This window comes from Mycolicibacterium sp. MU0050 (assembly GCF_963378085.1).
GTDB lineage: Bacteria > Actinomycetota > Actinomycetes > Mycobacteriales > Mycobacteriaceae > Mycobacterium > Mycobacterium wendilense.
The window spans coordinates 4,027,485-4,044,957 of sequence record NZ_OY726395.1; the positions used below are offsets into that span (position 1 = coordinate 4,027,485).

Below are 17,473 nucleotides of genomic sequence, written 5' to 3' on the forward strand. Positions count from 1 at the left end.
GTTGGTGCTCAGGGCGTGATCCAGCCGAAGACGTACATGCCGTACAGCGCCGCGGCGGCCAGGCCGGCGGCGAACGGCGCGGTCATCACCGCGATCGAGGCGACCGCCACCAGCGGACGGCGCTCGACCATCGCCAGCAACAGCGCCGCGACGGTGCAGACCAGCACCACCAGCAACACGGCGAATTCCGGCCCGGTCTTGTCCATCGCCTTGAACCACCAGTAGTACAGCCCGGCGCCGGCGGCGGCCGCCGGGGTCCAGATGCCCAGCGTGGTCAGGACGAACTTCCACCACTTGACCCGGACCAACTGGCTCGGGACGACGGTGGGCTGCGCCGGCACCGGGACCGGCTCCGACCGGGTGACGACGGGATCGTCGCCCTTCTCCAGGCCGCTGAGGTAGTCGAGGTCGTCGGGGATGTCGCGCTCGGCCTGATCCAGTGCCGCCTCCGCCTCGGCCACCTCCTCGGGGCCGCCCCACAGGCTCAGGGGCTGCGGATGCGGCCCGGTGTCGAAGATCGGAGCGGGGTGCGGTTGGGTGAGCGGCATCGCGCCGGTGTCGAGGCGCTGCGGCGGGGTGAACCACGGAGATTTCGACTCAGCCACCGTGGACCACCTGGATCAGGACCAGCACCGCGAACCAGCCCGGGGCGACCGCCAGGATGCTGGCCCCCAGGGCGGTGATCCACGGGCGGCTCGCGGTCAGGACGAACAGCAGGCCCAGCACGGTGGGCACCCCGAGTACCAGCGCGATGACGGCGTCGGGCCGCAGTGCCGCCTCGACCTGCAGCATTGCCACCACGCCCAGGACAACGCCCACCGCCGCGCCGATCAGCATCGCGCCGGTCAGTTGCCACGCCCGCGGAAGGGGAATCACGGTCCCGACAGTACGACGCCGCGCGTGCGCGGCCGCGCATCCGCCGCGGACGGGGTCCACACAGTTATCGATTCGGTACCGGACAGACATCTGCGGCTTGAGCCACCACCGCCCCGCGCGGGCCCGGCGGCGGCACTCCCCGCTCGCGCTCGACTCCGGTGATCGCCGGGACCTGCGCCAACGCGGCGGTCTCGGCTTCGGAGAAGGCCCGCCCGCGCGACAGGAACCGGACCCCGTCGGGCGCCTCCAGGCTGAAGCCGCCACCGCGCCCGGCCACCAGGTCGATGACCAGCTGGGTGTGTTGCCAGGCGTCGAACTGCGGACCGGAGATCCACACCGGCACGCCGTCCGGTTGCCGCTCGTCGGTCACGTCGAGCATGCCGAGCAGCACGTCGCGCTCGCCGACAATGAAGTCGCCGTCCGGGTAACACATCGGCGAGGAACCGTCGCAGCAGCCGCCGGACTGATGGAACATCACCGGCCCGTGCCGCTGCTGCAGGACGCCGAGGTGGTCGGCGGCGCTGCTGGTGATCAGCACACGCGGGGGTACCGCCATGCACCCCACCCTAATCGCGCCGGGACAATGGCGACATGGCTGACGCAACGGCGAACGACCCGTACCTCTGGCTCGAAGATGTCTCCGGCGAGGCCGCGCTGGACTGGGTGCGCGCCCACAACGAACCCACCCAGGCGGAATTGTGCGACGAGCAGTTCGAACAGATGCGCACCGAGGCCCTGGAGGTCCTCGACACCGACACCCGCATCCCCTACGTGCGCCGGCGCGGCGAATTCCTCTACAACTTCTGGCGCGACGCGGCCAACCCGCGCGGGTTGTGGCGCCGCACCACGCTCGAGCAGTACCGCACCGACAGTCCCGACTGGGAGATCCTCATCGACGTCGACCAGCTGGCCACCGCCGACGACGCCAACTGGGTCTGGGCCGGGGCCGACGTCATCGAACCCGATCACAGCCGGGCGTTGGTCAGCCTGTCGCGGGGCGGCTCCGACGCCGCCGTGGTCCGCGAGTTCGACATGGCGACAAAGCAATTCGTCCCCGACGGCTTCGAGGTCGCGGAGGCCAAGACGCAGATCACCTGGGCCGACGCTGACACCGTGTTGATCGGCACCGACTTCGGACCCGACTCGTTGACGGACTCCGGCTACCCGCGGTTGGTCAAGCGGTGGCGTCGCGGGCAGCCGCTGGCCGAGGCGCAGACGGTCTTCACCGCGTCGTCGCAGGACGTCATCGCTGCCGCCACGGTGGACCGCACCCCCGGCTACGAGCGCACGTTCATCCGGCGGGCCGTCGACTTCTTCAACGACGAGGTCTACGAGCTGCGCGGCGACGAGCTGATCCGCATCGATGCCCCCACCGACGCTTCGGTGTCAGTGCATCGCGGCTGGCTGCTGATCGAGTTGCGCTCGCCCTGGTTCGTCGGCACCGACGAACACCCGGCCGGGGCCCTGCTGGCCGCCGACTATGACGAATTCCTCGCCGGGACGGCCACGTTGGCCACGGTGTTCGTCCCCGACGCGCACACCGCGCTGCACCATTACGCCTGGACCCGCGACCACCTGGTGATGGTCACCCTGGCCGACGTGGCCAGCCGGGTGGAGGTCGTCACGCCGGGTACCTGGGAGCGCACCGCGGTGCCCGGCATCCCGGACAACACCAACACCGTGATCGTGGCCGCCGACGAGCACTCCGACGAGGTGTTCCTGGATTCCAGCGGCTTCACCGCCCCGTCCCGGCTGCTGCACGGCGCGGTGGGCGGTCCGCTGGAGGCGGTCAAGTCCGCGCCCGCCTTCTTCGACGCCGAGGAGGTGGGCGTGGTGCAGCACTTCGCCACCTCGGCCGACGGCACGGCCGTGCCGTACTTCGTGGTCGGGCCGTCGAACGCCGACGGGCCGCGCCCGACACTGCTGGGTGGCTACGGCGGCTTCGAGGTGGCCCGCACCCCCGGGTACGACGGCGTGCTGGGCCGCCTTTGGCTGGCCCGCGGCGGCACCTACGTGCTGGCCAATATCCGCGGCGGTGGCGAGTACGGCCCCACCTGGCACACCCAGGCCATGCGCGAGAACCGGCACAAGGTGTACGAGGACTTCGCCGCCGTGGCAAAGGATCTGGTGGCCAAGGGCATCACCGACGTCGAGCAACTCGGCGCGCAGGGCGGCAGCAACGGTGGGCTGCTGATGGGTGTCATGCTGACCCGCTATCCGGAGTTGTTCGGCGCGTTGGTCTGCCAGGTGCCGCTGCTCGACATGAAGCGGTTCCACCTGCTGTTGGCCGGGGCGTCCTGGGTCGCCGAGTACGGCAACCCCGACGACCCGCAGGACTGGGCATTCATGGCGGAATACTCGCCGTACCAGAACATTTCGGCCGACGCCGAGTATCCCGCGCTGCTGATGACCACCTCCACCCGCGACGACCGGGTGCACCCCGGTCACGCCCGCAAGATGACGGCCGCGCTGGAGGCCGCCGGGCACCGGGTGCGCTACTACGAGAACATCGAGGGCGGTCACGCCGGTGCGGCCGACAACGCGCAGACGGCGTTCAAGGCGGCGCTGAGCTACAACTTCCTGCACCGGATGCTGGGCTCGGCGCAGTAGCTCAGCCCAGGGCGTCCTCCGGGGCGCGCTGGATCGGCTTGGGCCACGGTGACGGCTTGGGCCGCGGCCGCACCATCAGCGGCCACCAGAACCAGCGGCCCAGCAGGGTGGCCACCGACGGCGTCATCAGCCCGCGGATCACGAAGGTGTCGAAGATCAGGCCGATGGCGATCGTGGTGCCCACCTGTCCGATCACGATCAGGTCGCTGACAGCCATCGTCGCCATGGTGAAGGCGAATACCAGCCCCGCGGCCGTGACCACCGGCCCGCTGCCGGCCATCGCGCGAATGGTGCCGGTCCGCAACCCGGCGTGGACCTCCTCCTTCATCCGCGACACCAGCAACAGGTTGTAGTCCGCGCCGACGGCCACCAGGACGATCACCGACATCGGTAGCACCATCCAGTGCAAGGGAATTCCGATGACGTGCTGCCACAGCACCACCGACATCCCGAACGCGGTTCCCAGGCTCAGCGCCACGGTGCCGACGATGACAAGGGACGCAACCAGTGCCCGGGTGATGATCATCATGATGATGAGGATCAACAGCAGCGCTGCGGTCACCGCGATCAGCAGGTCGTAATCGGCGCCCTCCTGCATGTCGTCGAACATTGCCGCGGCCCCGCCGACGTAGACCAGGGAACCCTCCAGCGGTGTTCCCTTGATCGCCGCCGCCGCGGCCTTCTTCAGCGGCTCGATGCGGGAAATGCCCTCCTCGGTCAGCGGGTCACCCTGGTGAATGATGGTGAACCGCACCGCGTGTCCGTCGGGCGACATCATCAACTCCATGCCGCGCTTGAAGTCCGCGTTGTCGAACGCCTCCGGCGGCACGTAGAACGAGTCGTCGTTCAGCGCCTCGTCGAACGCCTCGCCCATCGCGGCGCTGTCTTCCTGCTGCTCGACGGTCTGGTCCTGCTGCGCCCGCTGAACCTGGTACTGGTTCAACATCATCTGGCGCTGGTTCTTCATCGACTGGATCATGCCCGGCATCACCGCCGTCATCTCGAACGTCAGGTCGGCCATCCGGTTCATGTCCGGAACCATGTCCTGGAAGTCGTCGGACATGGTCGACATGCCGTCGAGGCTTTCGAAGATCGACCGCATGGACCAGCAGACCGGGATGTTCATACAGTGCGGTTCCCAGTAGAAGTAGTTGCGGATCGGCCGGAAGAAGTCGTCGAAGTTGGCCAGGTTGTCGCGCACCTCCTGCAGGGTCAGGGAGGTGTCGCCCATCTTGTCGGCCAGGCTCCGCGCGACCACGGACAGATCACGGGTGATCGCGTTCATCCGCTCCATCGAATCGATGGTGTGCTGCATCTCGTCGGCCTGGGCCAAGATGTTGTCGATGACGCCCTGCTGGTAGTCGTTGGCCATGAGCTGGCCGACGCCCTGCTGACCGATCATGTACGGAATCGTCGTGTGTTCGATCGGCTTGCCGTCGGGCCTGGTGATGGCCTGCACCTGGGCCACCCCCTCGACCGCCGCAAGGGCCTTGGCGATCTTGTCGATCATCAAGAAGCCGGCGGGATTCCGCAGATCGCGGTCGGTCTCGACCATCAACACATCCGGGTTCATCCGGGCCTCGGAGAAGTGCCGGGTGGCGGCGGCATAGCCGATGTTCGCCGAGATGTCGTCGGGCAGGTAGAGCCGGTCGTTGTAGGTCGTGTGATAGCCGGGCAGCGCGAGCAGGCCCACCATGCATCCCGCCAAGGCGACCACCAGGAACGCGCCGGGCCAGCGGACGGTCGAGGTTCCGACGCGGCGCCACGCCCGCGTTGTCGACCTACCCTTGGGCTCCAACAGGTTACCGAAGCGACTGACCAGTGAGATCATCGCGGGACTGAACGTCAGCGCGACGGTGATGCCGAATACCATCGCCACGGACATCGGGAAGCCCATGCTCTCGAAGTAGGGCAGCCGAGTGAACTTCAGGCAGAAGGTGGCACCCGCGATGGTCAGGCCGGAGGCCGCGACCACGTGCGCGGTCCCGTGGAACATGGTGTAGTAGGCCGATTCTCGGTCCTCACCGGATCGGCGTGCCTCGTGATATCGCCCCATCAGGAAGATGCCGTAGTCGACCGCTGTGGCGATGGTCAGGGTGACCACCAGGTTGGTGGCGAAGGTGGTGAGGCCGAAGACGTTGTGGTAACCCAGGAACGCGATCAGACCGCGAGCGCCCAGCAGTCCCATCGCCAGCATGCTGAGCAAGACCAGGGTGGTGACCACCGACCGGTAGATCACCAGCAGCATGATGATGATGACCCCGAAGGTGAGCATCTCGATGGTGCGCATGCTCTTGTCGCCCACGGCGTTCTGATCCGTCGTCGTGGCCGCCGCGCCGGTGACGTACACCTCGACGCCCGGTGGCGTCGGGTGCTTCTTGACGATCTCGCGGACGGCTTGCACGGACTTGTTGGCCAGCGCCTCGCCCTGGTCGCCTTCGATGTAAACCTGGGTGTACGAGGCCTTGCCGTCGACGCTCTGCGCGCCGGCCGCGGTGAACGAGTCCGACCAGAGGTCCTGTACGTACTGCACGTGTTCGGTGTCGGCACGCAGGTCCCGCACCATCTGCTGGTAGAACTCGAGCGCCTCGACGCCCAGCTTGTCTTCGCCCTCGAGCACCACCATCACCGAGCTGCTGGTGTCGTACTCCTGGAACGTGGTTCCGACGCGCTTCATCGCGATCATCGACGGGGCGTCCTGCGGACTCATCGAGACCGCGCGTTGCTTACCCACCACTTCCAGCTGGGGCACCGTGGTGTTGAGCAGGCCCACGATGACCACCCAGCCCACGATGATGGGCAGCGCGAACATCCGGATCAGGCGCGGCAGCCAGGGGCGTTTCGGTGTGACCACGGTGCTCATGCGGACTTCACCAAGCAGAAGGTTTGCGCGTTCACACCGCTGGCCGTGTTCTCGTCCTTGATCTCGTCGTCGACGGTGATCCGGCAGGTGATGGCCTGACCGTCGGTTTGGGCAATGATGTTCGGGGCGACCGACGGTGCCGTCGTCTCCAAGGTGAGGGTCCACGGCAGGCTGACCGTTCCCGCCCGCACCGGCTTGCCGTCCAGGTCGAGGTAGTTGACGACGGCGGTGCCCGATCCGAGGACCTCGTACGTGACGACCTTCGGGATGAACTTCTCAGCGGTGTCCGCGCCCACGGGCGTCACCAGGACGGGTTCGGAGCCGAAGACGGTCCGTAGCTGCGAAACCGTAAGAACCCCTACGGTCAGGGCGAGAACGATCATGGTGGGGAGCCAGAATCGCGTGATCATCTTCATCGGCGATGGCGTCCTTCCGGGTCGGCATCCGCGACCGGCACGGGCAGGGCGCGCTATCGGTCGGCGACACGCAACGTTGTTGGCCTCCCGGAATCGTCCCGACCGCAGGGTCGGGGACAGGTTCGCAGGGCTAAGCAGAAAAGCTAACGAAATAAGCGGATCAGGTCAATCCGCTTTTGTGTGGGTCGCATTACACTCGGTGCCGTGAGCAGGCGAGTGACGACGGGCCGCCCGTTGCGGAAGGACGCCGAGCGCAACCGCGCTCGAATCCTCGAAGCGGCTCGCGATCTGTTCGCGGCGAAGGGCTTGGAGCCCAACCTGAACGATGTCGCCCGGCACGCCGGGGTGGGCGTCGGCACGGTATACCGACGGTTCAGCACCAAGGACGAACTGCTCGAGGCGATCTTCGTCGACGCGCTGGACCAACTCACCGCCCTGGCAGAGGCGGCACTGAAGTATGACGATTCCTGGCAGGGATTCGCGTGGTTCGCCGAGCAGATGTGTGAGCTCACGGCCACCGACCGCGGTCTTCGAGAGATCTCGTTCAGCAAGGCCTACGGCGGAGCGCAGGTGACCGCAGCGCAGGACCGGCTTCGCCCGGTGGTCGCGAGGCTGGTCGAGCGGGCGCAGGCCGACGGATACCTCCGTCCGGAGATCTCCGCGACCGATATGCCCTTCCTCAGCCTGATCGGCGGCACGGTGAGCCAGTTCGCCGGGCACGTCGACAGCGGCCTGTGGCGCCGGTTCGCAGCGATTCTGCTGGACGGCATGCGCTGCGCAGGGGGCCAAGAGCCGTTGCCCGTCGACGCGTTGGACAACCAGGAGCTCGACGCGGCCATGCGGACGTGGGCCCCGGCCGGCTCCTAGGTCGAAGTGGTGAATAGACACCTCCGCGGCAGCCGTTAGGCTGTTGCCGACGTTTGCTGAGGGGAGCTGACTGTGCACGTCGACATCGCGCAGATGCGCGCGGGGGCCAACAAGTCCTACGCCGCCTCGGGGTTCGCCGACGAGGGCGTCCAGGCGTTGACGCGCGGCCGCGTGAGCGCCGGGATGTTCGGCGATTTCTCCGCGGCCGAGCAGTTCGAGACCGCCGTCGACGGGGCCCACACCCAGCACGTCGGCAAGCTGCGCAACCAGGAACGTCGACTCGGTGTCCTCGGCGACAAAACTCACGTCACCGCAACGTGTTTCGTCGAGATGGAACGCCGCAACACCGAGGCGATCGAAGCCGTCCTGTGCTCACTTACCCAAGCCTGACCCACATCGACATCGATGCGCTGATCGCCGAAGCCGGCGGCGACCCGTGGCAGATCTACGCCACCCTGGAAGCCGGTGACCCCGGCCAGATTTCGGAGTTGGCGAGGGCCTTCTACGAAGCCGGAGCGTGCGCCGAGGAAACCAAGAACGAGTTCGACGCGGCCACCGAACGCTTCCTCCGGTCGTGGAACCGCGAGAACGGCGAGCATCCCATCAACGATTCCGCCGAGGTGCACCGCGCCCAGACGCAGCTGTGGGTGCAGGTCGAGCAACTCCCGAACATCGGCATCGACCTGCAGAACATCGCCGCCGACCTCGCCGAGACGCAGCGTATGGGCAGCTTCACCATCGACAACCTGGACAAAGACCTGGTGCAGCTCGACGGATTGATCGGTGCGGCGCTCGACGCCGACATGGATACCTCCGGGCTGGAGGACCGCGCGGTCGACAAGACGATCGCGTCGCTGGGCGCCATGCAGATCTTCCGCGACACCTACGCGGCGAAATTGCAAGCGGCGCTGACCGATCTGCGCCTCAAGCACGGCTATGACCCGGCGGCCATCGACGATGTCGACGGCGACGGCATTCCCGGCGACGAACAGCGTGGACAGTCCGCGACCGAGCACTACGACGCCAATCAGCGCGCCGCGGACGAAGCACTGGTGAACGCGCCCGGTGAGATGACCCAGGACAAGGCCGACGCCACGGCCCGGCTGCGCGACTTCGCCACCGTCAACGACCCCAACGCCACCCCGGACGCCCGACGGCTGGCGGGCGAGCGCCTCGACGACTTCCGCATGGCCAACTTCGACGCGCGCCTGCCTGTCGATCCCGTGCTCGGCGGCGATGCCCGCACCCGCGCCCAGAAACGCCTGGACATGCAACGGCAACTGGAATCCGGCCGCGTTCATCTGGGTGATGGCATTTACCACGATGTCGGGGCCCTGACGCCCGACCAGGCGACCGAGACCCTCAACAACGGTGAGCAAACCGCCCGGGTCATCGCGACAAAGAAGGCTTATATTGCGCTCATCGGCGCTGGCATGTCGGAAGATGGCGCCAAACAAGTCATCACCGACCTAGCCAACAACACCGGTCGCGCGGGAACCGTTGCTCAGCACTACGGCGACGCCGTTCCGCAGGGTAAGCACGCGCTTGCCACCGGCCTGTCACCCGACGATGCGAAAGTGCTGGCAAAGTATGCTGGCAAGCTTGTTAAGGTGACCGACGCCATTCAACTCGGCGTGGCTTACCAAGACTGGCGCAATGGTGGCAGTAACGAAGATTTCGGTCGCAGTGTCGGAACCGTTGCCGGCGGCGCGGCGGGATCATACGGTGCCGCGCTGGTCGCGGGCTCATTCTTGGGTCCTGTTGGCACCGCCGCTGTGGGACTCGGCGGCCTGATTGTGCTGGGCGCGGTCGGAGGAGAACTGGGCGAGGGTATCGGCGGCGCGTTCGATCCGAAACCTACGGCTGCTGGTGGAGGGAGTTGGTAACGGGATGGATACCTCAAACAAACTGTCATACCTACTCAGCGGGCTCGGACTGGTCGCGCTGGCCGCCGGTGTCATCCTCAGCATGTTTCCGCTCTGGAAATCCGCGACACTATCCCCGGATTCCATTGAACGACGCGTGTATTGGAGTGGTACCACGATCGCCGTCCTGTTGTTCGCGGTGTCTGCGCTGCCGAACTGGCGCACAGGGTTGTTCGTCCTTGTCAGTGGAGGTATGGTCATCGTCGCCATAGCATTCAGGGCGACCAATCACATCAAGATCAACGGCCGGATCTATGCCATGTCCGCGGCTTTCAGAACCCCGGACCGCCCTCCCGCACTGAGCCGCGACAGCGACGACAGCCTCTAACCGAATGATGACTGGCCGCGAACCTGCGGATTCATCTGCGACACGCCGGTCGCGCGGATGAAAGTGCATAGTCGGCAACGTCGTTGGGCGCTCGGCCGCCGAGACCCCTCACCCCGGTTCACGCACGGTGCGCTGCCGCAATCCGCCCAGGACGGCCACCAGCACCCCGAGCGCGACCAGTCCGATACCCGCCGCCAGCGCGATGTTGAGCCATTGATGCATGCTGTCGGCTGCGTGCCGGATCAACGCATCGGCGATCTGCCGAACGTCGTTGCTGGTGTTCGCCAGGGCGTCATCGAGGTAGCGCTGTCCCACTTCGAGACCCGCCCAGCCGGCCGCGCCGATCAGCAGCCCCGAGACACCGAGTGCCGCAAGCGCTTTACCCCGGGACCGCGCCGAAGCCAGCGTCAGCAGGGCCAGGACACCGGCCAGGATCGTCGCGCCCACACTCACCCAGGGACCCCACGTCGCGACGGCCCGCAGCTGACCCGGCCGAACCGAATCGGGAGCATTCTGCGTCAAGGGCACCGGCAGCGTCGAGGGCACCGAGATATCGAACCGCTCGAGCGTCGCACTGAAGGAGCTGTCTTGGAGCATCGGCGCCAGGTCGACAACCCACCTCCCCTGTGGGTCCTCCCCCGCGGCAATCGTGTCGCTGAACAACCAGCGGTGTGCAAACCGGTTGGCCTCCGCGAACTGACCCGGGAAATCCGCACCGGCGGTATACACCGAGGCCACATCCCGTAGCAGGTCCTGGTCACCGGTGTAACCGAGCCGGACCAACTGCGTGGTGAGCTCACCAGCCACCGCGCGCTGAAGGGCCTCGTCGCCCGCGGCCTGCTCGGTGAACGCCGCATAGCCGTCGACGTCGACAAGGTTTTTCTGGGCCCAGGCACCCGGCAGTGCCACCGCCAGCGCCGCCGTGGCCAGAAGCCACAGCAACGCGGTCAGGATGAACCGCACGGTTGCCTCCCTGCATGCCGTTGTCGTCGTAGTCGAACTTACCCACCGCGCGCCCGCAGTCCGGCGAGAGGCCACGGAAGAACGACGGCCGGATGTGCAGCACGCGGCGGATTGGTCGTGAGAGAAATTTGTGTAGCTTGTTCGGCCCGGGCCGCCGCGGCTGCGATGCGGCCCCACCAACGCCATCGGACCCTGCCTCCACTCACAGCACATCCACAGGATGGTCGAGCTGGCAACAGCGCCGCAACGTGCACAACCCGACACCCTCGGACAACGGCAACCTGGCGACCCGATTAGCAAAAACTTACCCAAGGGGAAAACGCCAATTCGACTGCAACAGTGCAGAACAACGAAAGCGGGCACACACGATGAATTCAATTCCGCCTCGGCTGCGAATCGGATTAGCTGTGGCCACTTTCAGCCAAAGGTAGACCTGACTTGCGCACCGCAACGTTGTACGGTCCGAAATCATGTCGTCAACAGCACAGCTGAGCGTGAGCAATTCGCTTTCTGAAATCCTTTGCAACGACCTGCATATCGATTCATGCCGAATCAGCCGGGACTCCCGCCTGGTGACCGACGTCTGCCTGGACTGGCTGGGGCTCGCCGTCGCGGCCGTTGCCATCGAGGCCAAACTGGGCATCGTCCTCTGTGAACAGGACCTGTTGGGCGCCAGCACCATCGGCGAACTCGACGACATCCTCGAAGCCAAGACCGCAGGGGGTCTGGCATGAGCCGACTCGTCGAGCACCTGTCAACGGCGCTCACCACGTCCTCGTGTGATCTGCACGTTCTGAACGACGACCATGAGACCTGGTCAGCGCATCCCTGGGGCGAGGTGTATGCGCGCGCGGAGAATTTCGCCGAGGCCGTGCACGACCGCGGACCGGCGGAAGCCGTTGCGCTCATTGGTGAACCGAACATCGAGTTCCTCTCGGCAATCTTCGGAAGCTGGCTGGCCGGCGCCAGCGTCGCGCTGCTACCCGGACCGATCCGCGGCGCAGACCACGGCCAGTGGGCCCAGGCGACCCTGAGCCGCTGCCACAGCATCGGCGTGTCATCGGTGTTCAGCCATGGGGACCGACTGGCCGATCTGCAGGCCTGCGACCAACTGAATCGCGTCCACGACGTCATCCCGCTGGCGCATCCGCAACGCTCGACCACGCTGACTCCCGCCGGCACCGACCGTCCGGCGATTCTGCAGGGAACCGCGGGCTCCACCGGCACCCCCAAGACCGCGCAACTGTCCCACGATGCGGTGCTCGCGAACCTCTGCGGAATCACCGAACGGGTGAGCATCGAAAGCGGCCGCGATACCGGGCTCTCCTGGCTGCCGCTGTATCACGACATGGGTTTGACCTTCCTGCTCACCACCGCGCTCTCGGGATTGTCCGCCTACCAGGCGCCCACGTCGGCGTTCTCGGCGATGCCGTTCCGGTGGCTGGGCTGGCTCGCAGACAGTCGCGCCACGCTGACGGCCGCCCCGAACTTTGCGTACAACGTGCTGGGCAAGTACGCCAGCCGGCTCCCGGACTGCGACCTCAGCAGCATCCGGTTCGCCCTCAACGGCGGCGAGCCGGTGGACTGCGCGGGAATGGCGCGCTTTGCCACCGAGTTCCAACGGTTCGGGTTCGACGCCGGAGCCCTCTCACCGGCCTACGGAATGGCCGAATCGACGTGCGCGGTCTCGGTGACGCCGCCCGGCAACGGTCTGCAGTTCGACGAGGTCCGCGTCAAAACCGACGAGGGCGAGCTGCTGCGGCGCCATGCTGTTCTCGGTAATGCCATCAGCGGCATGGAAATTCGCATCGAACCCGTCGACTTTCCGGTGGCCGAGGCCGAGGGCCGCGACGCCGGCGAAGTCCAGATCCGTGGCGATTCCATGATGGCCGGGTACCTCGGCGACGCCCCGCGCGATGCCGAGAAATGGTTCGGCACCGGAGATCTCGGCTACTTCACCGACGACGGGTTGGTGGTGTGCGGTCGCGTGAAGGAACTGATCCATATCGCGGGACGCAACGTGTTCCCCAGTGAGATAGAACGGATCGCCGGCCAGGTGCCCGGCGTGCGTGAGGGCTCCGTGGTCGCGGTGGGGTCCGCCGAGCAGAGCGCCCGCCCCGGCCTGGTGATCGCCGCGGAGTTCCGGGGCGGTGACGAGGAGGAAACGCGGATCACCTTGGTACGCAAGGTGGCCTCAGAGTGCGGCGTGGTTCCCGCCAGGGTGCTGTTCGTCGAACCGGGGACTCTGCCCCGAACGTCGTCAGGCAAGCTGCGCCGCCTCGAGGTGCAGAAGACGCTGGTGGCCGACCGCGGCTAGGAACCCCCGGGCGCGATACCGCGCAGGTAGGCGGCCTGGCCCAGATGTTGCGCGCAGTCGTCGATGACGCTGACCAGTCGCACCGCCGCGGTGACCGGTGGATCCCAGTTGTCGTCGACGACACGGGCCAACTCGCCGTCGGTGAGGGTGGTGACGTAGTCCAGCGTCATCGCGTGCACGGCCCGGTAGTACCCGGCCAGCAATTCCGCACCCACGCGCACCTTTGCGACGTCGGCACTGGAATGCCCGTAACCCATGTCGCCACGGGGTAGGTCCAGCCCGAAGCGGTCCACCCAACCCTCGCCCGTCCAGACCTGCTCGACGCCGGCGATGTCGGCGATCTGGAGGTCCTGCCCGCGGGCGCTGTGCCAGATCAGCCAGGCAATGCTGTTGGCGTCTTCGGTTGGGCGATAGAACGAGACCTCATCGGTGAGGCCGTCGGTCAACTCGTCGGAGTGTTCGACAAGCCGCGTGAACGCATCTCGCAACAGTTCCTGCACCGCTGCGTTAGGGGTGTCAGTCATGACACCGACGCTACGCCCCGCCTACTGCGTCGGCCGACGCATACGCAGCCCCACCGATCGGGCAAGCAGATAGCAGACCGTGAAGATGCCCGCCGAGATCACCGTGACGATGCCGAACTGCAGGTACTGGCCTCGGGCGATGCGCTGGCGATGCATGCCGTCGTTGAGGCCCGAGACCACCGCTGGCACGGTGAGGAGGAACAACCCCAGCAGACCGTAAAGCACGGGCTCGTGGTCGATCACATACGCGAGCAGATTGATTGCTCCGATTCCGACACAGAAAATAGAGAGCCACCACACTTTTGCGGCAGAGGCGCGCCGCGTGTAGGGGTCCTTACCGTCGGCGGTATCGGGCAGATACTCGGCGCTTTCGAACGCGATTACCCGCCCGCCGATCTTTATCAATTGCGTACGGAAATACGCGGGCAGCACCAAACAGAACACGCAAAGGCCCGCCACGATCAATCCTGTGCGCACATTCGGAAGTGCTGCGATGAATGCGCACGCCGCCGCGAAAACTGTTCCGCTCCAATAGGTTCTGCGCTGGCTGGATAAGTCACCTCGACTGCCATCGGGGATCAGGGTGGTAGCCACACACACCATCGTCAACACGTAGAAAATCAGCGTGTGCGGCCGCTCGCCAGCCAGTTCGACGATGCCCCGGGCGTGTAGGCTAACGGAATCAGGGCTACTCACTTCTTGATCCATTCGATCGTCTTCTCCACGGCGAATTGGCCGCCCAACGCGCCCGCGGTCCCGAAGAGGACAGCACCCGCGAATGCGCCCGGGGGGCCGGCCACTGCTCCAATTGAGGCCCCGTACGGAGCCAACGCCGATGCCCCGGCCATCGCGCCCCCAGCCTCCGCCGCTACCTCGACCGGCGACCGATCGTTGACAAAAATATCGTAGAGACCCACACCGAGGGTGACAGCGCTACTGACGCGTCCCATCTTCCTACCGAGGTCACTCAGCGATCGAACATCGGCCTCGCTGAACGCAACACCAGGTTCCCAATGGCGCCCGCGCGGAAGCCGGTCGGCGAACTCGTTCACCGCGTGTTGGCCCGCACCGAAGACGTGGCCCGCCGCAGTCGCCGCATCCAGATACTCCTGCGGCATCACCCCGCGGGAGATCCCATCGACCATGGCCCGGGCCGCATCCGGCGATATCTCACAGTCCACCAACTGGTCGTAAAGCTTCGTCAACGCCGCCGACCGGTCCCGCGCCTCCATGTCGTTGATCAAGCGGGTGGCGTCATCGGCCGACATCGGCAACTTGCTCCAGGGCAATTGCGCGTCCTGCAACTGCCGCTGCAACAGCAGGCGGCCGCGCGCCCGGTCGCGCATGTCCCCACCCAGGACCGTGTCCCTCGGCACGGGGCCGACGGAATGGACCATGTTGAAGTCGGCGAGACGGCTGCCGGCCAGTCGCGCGGCCTCTTCCTGTTCGGCGACATCGCCGTAGCGCGCGGCGCCGTTGGCCGGGTCGGTCACGGTGGCGTAGTCGTCGAGCCGGCGGTCCGCGGCGATCTGGTCCAGCGTCCATTGCAGATGCCCGTGCGGATGCAGCCGACGGGCATTCGCCACGGTCTCCTCGTCCTTGGCGCGCTGACCGGAGCCCTCGTACTCCGCCGCGGCTTCCTGCGGCGTATCCCCCGGTGCCCCGTCTGCATCGTCGATGGCCGCGGGGACATACCCGGTCTCCATCAACGCCGTCTCACCGTCCTGTAGCTGCACGATGTACGCGCCGCGGGTGTTGTTGACCTGGTTCAGTGCAGCCGTGGTCACAGCCTGTGCCTCGGTGATGAGCTCCGACGCCTCGATGTACATCCCTTTCATCGCCTCGCCGATCTCCTCATCGATGTCGTGCAGATCGGCGTTGAGATCCTCGATGGTCGCCGCGCTGTCCCGCTGCGCCGTCGCCAACGCGGCGGCAATTTCCTGGAGGGCGACCGCGATCTTTCCCAATGCCTCCGGCTGCCCGCCCAGAGCGGCGCTGACCTTCTGCACCTCCGCGTGATCGTTGATCGGATGCTCGACGGTGTCTTCCCGGTCCCAGGACTCCTCGAACTGCCGTTTGGCGATGTTGAACTGTTCGTCGGCGTCCTTGAGGTGCCCCGCGGCCTCCCGGAACGCATCGGCCAGACCACTGATCTCCCCCGGGTCGCCGTCCTGCAGTTCACGGTCGGCTTCCCACGGGTCCCCACCGGCGGCCGCGACCAGTGTCGCGGTGTCCAGCCAGCGCAAATTGGGCTTGCTCATGCCCGCCCCCGAGATCCCCACATCGGCACGACGGGAAATTTACCGTCTGGGCGGGTGACCACAAGTCACCTATTTCGAGCTGGGCACTCCCGCCCGCAAAGAAGTGAATTGCTCCGGTCCAGCTAACCCCGATAATGGAATCCATGTACGTCAACATCACAGGCTTGCGCGCTGGGGGCACCGGCTCGTACAGCTCCGCCGACCACGCGGATCAGAGTTCGGGTTCCCTGTCCCGGACAGCGGTGTCGTCCGGGATGTTCGGCAGTTTCTCGGAGGCCAAGGCATTCGGGCGACGGGTGCGCAGCGCCCACTCACACAACGTGGGCCTGATCAAGAACCACACCGACCAGCTCGGCAAGATCGGTGACCACGCGCGCCATGTCGCCGTGGAGTTCGAAGACATGGAACGCCGCAACGTCGCCGATATCCGCGCCGTCCAGGACGCCCTCTAGATGTACCGGGACAGGACGTTGGTAGCAGGCGTGTTGGCTTGAAGTGAGGAGAACCTCCGGGTGGGGTGTGGCTTGTCTAGGTCCACTGCTCTCCGGAGGTTCTCGTGTCCCACCGTAATGCCCGTACGACGTTTCACGGCCGGCTGCTGATGGTGCGCCGGTATCAGGCCGGCTGGCCTAAGACCCATATCGCCACGGCGATGGGCGTCTCGCGCAAGTGTGTCCACACCTGGATCAGCCGGTTCGAGTCCGAGGGCGAAGCCGGCCTCATCGACCGGTCCTCGCGGCCGCACACCACACCGACCCGTACTCCGCGCAGCGTGGAGAACCAGATCGTGGCCTGGCGGCGGCGCCACCGCTGCGGCCCCGACGAAATCGCGGCCAAGCTGGGGGTATGCGCGCGAACGGTGTCGCGCGTGTTGAACAGGCGTCAGATGCCGTACTTGCGCGACTGCGACCCGATGACCGGTCAGGTAATCCGCGCCTCGAAGGCCACGGCCGTTCGCTACGAGCGAGCCCGCCCCGGCGAACTGGTGCACATGGACGTCAAGAAACTGGGCCGCATCCCCGACGGCGGCGGCTGGCGGGCTCACGGTCGAGGACACGCCCCGAACCGAGACCGCAAGAGCGGTAACGGCTTCGATTACGTGCACTCCCTGGTCGATGACCATTCCCGCCTGGCCTATTCCGAGATCCTGCCCGACGAGAAAGGGGCCACCTGCGCAGGGTTCTTGCAGCGAGCGGCACTGCACTTCCGCGCCCACGGAATCACCACCATCGAGGCGGTCATGACTGATAACGCCTGGGCCTACCGCTACAGCCTGCGCGATGTCTGCGCAGAGCTGGGTGCGCGCCAGGTGTTCATCAAACCGCACTGCCCCTGGCAGAACGGCAAGGTAGAGCGTCTCAACCGCACCCTGCAGACCGAGTGGGCCTACAAGCGCGTCTTCGCGTCCAACGCTCACCGCGCCGCAGCCCTTGCCCCCTGGCTCAAGTACTACAACACTGAACGCCGTCACAGTGCACTCGGCGGCCTCCCACCGATCAGCCGACTGACACCAACCTCATGAC

At 66.4% G+C, this 17,473-nt stretch carries 18 protein-coding genes; 9 read left to right on the top strand and 9 right to left on the bottom strand.

Features of this window, described 5'->3' with window-relative positions; all coding sequences use genetic code 11:
• Positions 1 to 8 precede the first annotated feature (8 nt).
• The 3 genes from R2K23_RS19290 to R2K23_RS19300 form a co-directional block, all read right to left on the bottom strand.
• Positions 9 to 605, bottom strand: coding sequence for a hypothetical protein (locus R2K23_RS19290; protein ID WP_316511817.1), 597 nt, complete (start codon positions 603 to 605; stop codon positions 9 to 11).
• Positions 598 to 876 carry a putative holin gene (locus R2K23_RS19295; RefSeq protein WP_316511819.1) on the bottom strand — a complete coding sequence of 93 codons (279 nt, stop codon included), beginning with the start codon at positions 874 to 876 and terminating at the stop codon, positions 598 to 600. The genes R2K23_RS19290 and R2K23_RS19295 overlap by 8 nt, the downstream gene beginning before the upstream one ends.
• 64 nt (positions 877 to 940) lie before the next feature.
• A complete protein-coding gene (locus R2K23_RS19300) occupies positions 941 to 1,432 on the bottom strand; it encodes a DUF779 domain-containing protein (protein WP_316511820.1) in 492 nt (163 codons plus the stop codon).
• A 35-nt stretch (positions 1,433 to 1,467) separates the two neighbouring features.
• On the opposite strand from R2K23_RS19300, the gene R2K23_RS19305 reads away from it, so the two are divergent.
• On the top strand, positions 1,468 to 3,486 hold the full coding sequence (locus R2K23_RS19305; protein ID WP_316511822.1) for a prolyl oligopeptidase family serine peptidase: 2,019 nt from the start codon (positions 1,468 to 1,470) through the stop codon (positions 3,484 to 3,486).
• 1 nt (position 3,487) lies between these two features.
• Here the strand turns inward: R2K23_RS19305 and R2K23_RS19310 are convergent, their stop codons facing one another.
• Together R2K23_RS19310 and R2K23_RS19315 are read right to left on the bottom strand one after the other, a co-directional pair.
• Positions 3,488 to 6,349, bottom strand: a complete 2,862-nt coding sequence (locus R2K23_RS19310) for an MMPL/RND family transporter (RefSeq protein ID WP_316511824.1) — start codon at positions 6,347 to 6,349, stop codon at positions 3,488 to 3,490.
• Complete coding sequence (locus R2K23_RS19315) at positions 6,346 to 6,765, bottom strand: MmpS family transport accessory protein (protein ID WP_396892379.1); 420 nt, start codon at positions 6,763 to 6,765, stop codon at positions 6,346 to 6,348. The genes R2K23_RS19310 and R2K23_RS19315 overlap by 4 nt, the downstream gene beginning before the upstream one ends.
• A 180-nt stretch (positions 6,766 to 6,945) precedes the next feature.
• Between R2K23_RS19315 and R2K23_RS19320 the strand changes: the two genes are divergently transcribed.
• From R2K23_RS19320 to R2K23_RS19335, 4 genes are all read left to right on the top strand, one after another.
• The gene (locus R2K23_RS19320; RefSeq protein ID WP_396892381.1) at positions 6,946 to 7,632 is read left to right on the top strand and encodes a TetR/AcrR family transcriptional regulator; all 687 of its coding nucleotides are present in this window, start codon (positions 6,946 to 6,948) and stop codon (positions 7,630 to 7,632) included.
• 72 nt (positions 7,633 to 7,704) lie between these two features.
• Positions 7,705 to 8,022 carry a DUF2563 family protein gene (locus tag R2K23_RS19325; RefSeq protein ID WP_316511827.1) on the top strand — a complete coding sequence of 106 codons (318 nt, stop codon included), beginning with the start codon at positions 7,705 to 7,707 and terminating at the stop codon, positions 8,020 to 8,022.
• The gene (locus R2K23_RS19330; RefSeq protein ID WP_316511829.1) at positions 8,001 to 9,518 is read left to right on the top strand and encodes a putative alpha/beta hydrolase; all 1,518 of its coding nucleotides are present in this window, start codon (positions 8,001 to 8,003) and stop codon (positions 9,516 to 9,518) included. Before R2K23_RS19325 ends, R2K23_RS19330 begins: the two co-directional genes overlap by 22 nt.
• Before the next feature lie 4 nt (positions 9,519 to 9,522).
• The gene (locus R2K23_RS19335) at positions 9,523 to 9,885 is read left to right on the top strand and encodes a hypothetical protein (protein WP_316511830.1); all 363 of its coding nucleotides are present in this window, start codon (positions 9,523 to 9,525) and stop codon (positions 9,883 to 9,885) included.
• Positions 9,886 to 9,993: 108 nt separating this feature from the next.
• On the opposite strand, the gene R2K23_RS19340 is transcribed toward R2K23_RS19335, so the two are convergent.
• The gene (locus tag R2K23_RS19340) at positions 9,994 to 10,848 is read right to left on the bottom strand and encodes a hypothetical protein (protein WP_316511832.1); all 855 of its coding nucleotides are present in this window, start codon (positions 10,846 to 10,848) and stop codon (positions 9,994 to 9,996) included.
• 470 nt (positions 10,849 to 11,318) lie between these two features.
• On the opposite strand from R2K23_RS19340, the gene R2K23_RS19345 reads away from it, so the two are divergent.
• Positions 11,319 to 11,582 (top strand): acyl carrier protein, encoded by a 264-nt coding sequence (locus R2K23_RS19345; RefSeq protein WP_316511833.1) that lies wholly within the window; start codon positions 11,319 to 11,321, stop codon positions 11,580 to 11,582.
• Positions 11,579 to 13,165, top strand: a complete 1,587-nt coding sequence (gene mbtM, locus R2K23_RS19350) for a long-chain-fatty acid--ACP ligase MbtM (RefSeq protein WP_316511834.1) — start codon at positions 11,579 to 11,581, stop codon at positions 13,163 to 13,165. Before R2K23_RS19345 ends, mbtM begins: the two co-directional genes overlap by 4 nt.
• On the opposite strand, the gene R2K23_RS19355 is transcribed toward mbtM, so the two are convergent.
• Genes R2K23_RS19355 through R2K23_RS19365 form a run of 3 tightly spaced genes read right to left on the bottom strand, consistent with a single transcriptional unit; the run spans position 13,162 to position 15,950 of the window.
• Entirely contained in the window at positions 13,162 to 13,689 is a 528-nt protein-coding gene (locus R2K23_RS19355) for a mycothiol transferase (RefSeq protein ID WP_316511835.1), read from the bottom strand. The genes mbtM and R2K23_RS19355 overlap by 4 nt on opposite strands.
• A gap of 21 nt (positions 13,690 to 13,710) precedes the next feature.
• Complete coding sequence (locus R2K23_RS19360; RefSeq protein ID WP_316511837.1) at positions 13,711 to 14,385, bottom strand: hypothetical protein; 675 nt, start codon at positions 14,383 to 14,385, stop codon at positions 13,711 to 13,713.
• Positions 14,382 to 15,950 carry a putative alpha/beta hydrolase gene (locus tag R2K23_RS19365; protein WP_316511838.1) on the bottom strand — a complete coding sequence of 523 codons (1,569 nt, stop codon included), beginning with the start codon at positions 15,948 to 15,950 and terminating at the stop codon, positions 14,382 to 14,384. Before R2K23_RS19365 ends, R2K23_RS19360 begins: the two co-directional genes overlap by 4 nt.
• A gap of 143 nt (positions 15,951 to 16,093) precedes the next feature.
• Here R2K23_RS19365 and R2K23_RS19370 point away from each other — a divergent pair, with 143 nt between their 5' ends.
• Positions 16,094 to 16,402 carry a DUF2563 family protein gene (locus tag R2K23_RS19370; RefSeq protein ID WP_316511839.1) on the top strand — a complete coding sequence of 103 codons (309 nt, stop codon included), beginning with the start codon at positions 16,094 to 16,096 and terminating at the stop codon, positions 16,400 to 16,402.
• A gap of 104 nt (positions 16,403 to 16,506) precedes the next feature.
• Entirely contained in the window at positions 16,507 to 17,472 is a 966-nt protein-coding gene (locus tag R2K23_RS19375) for an IS481 family transposase (RefSeq protein ID WP_316511840.1), read from the top strand.
• Position 17,473: the final 1 nt, after the last annotated feature.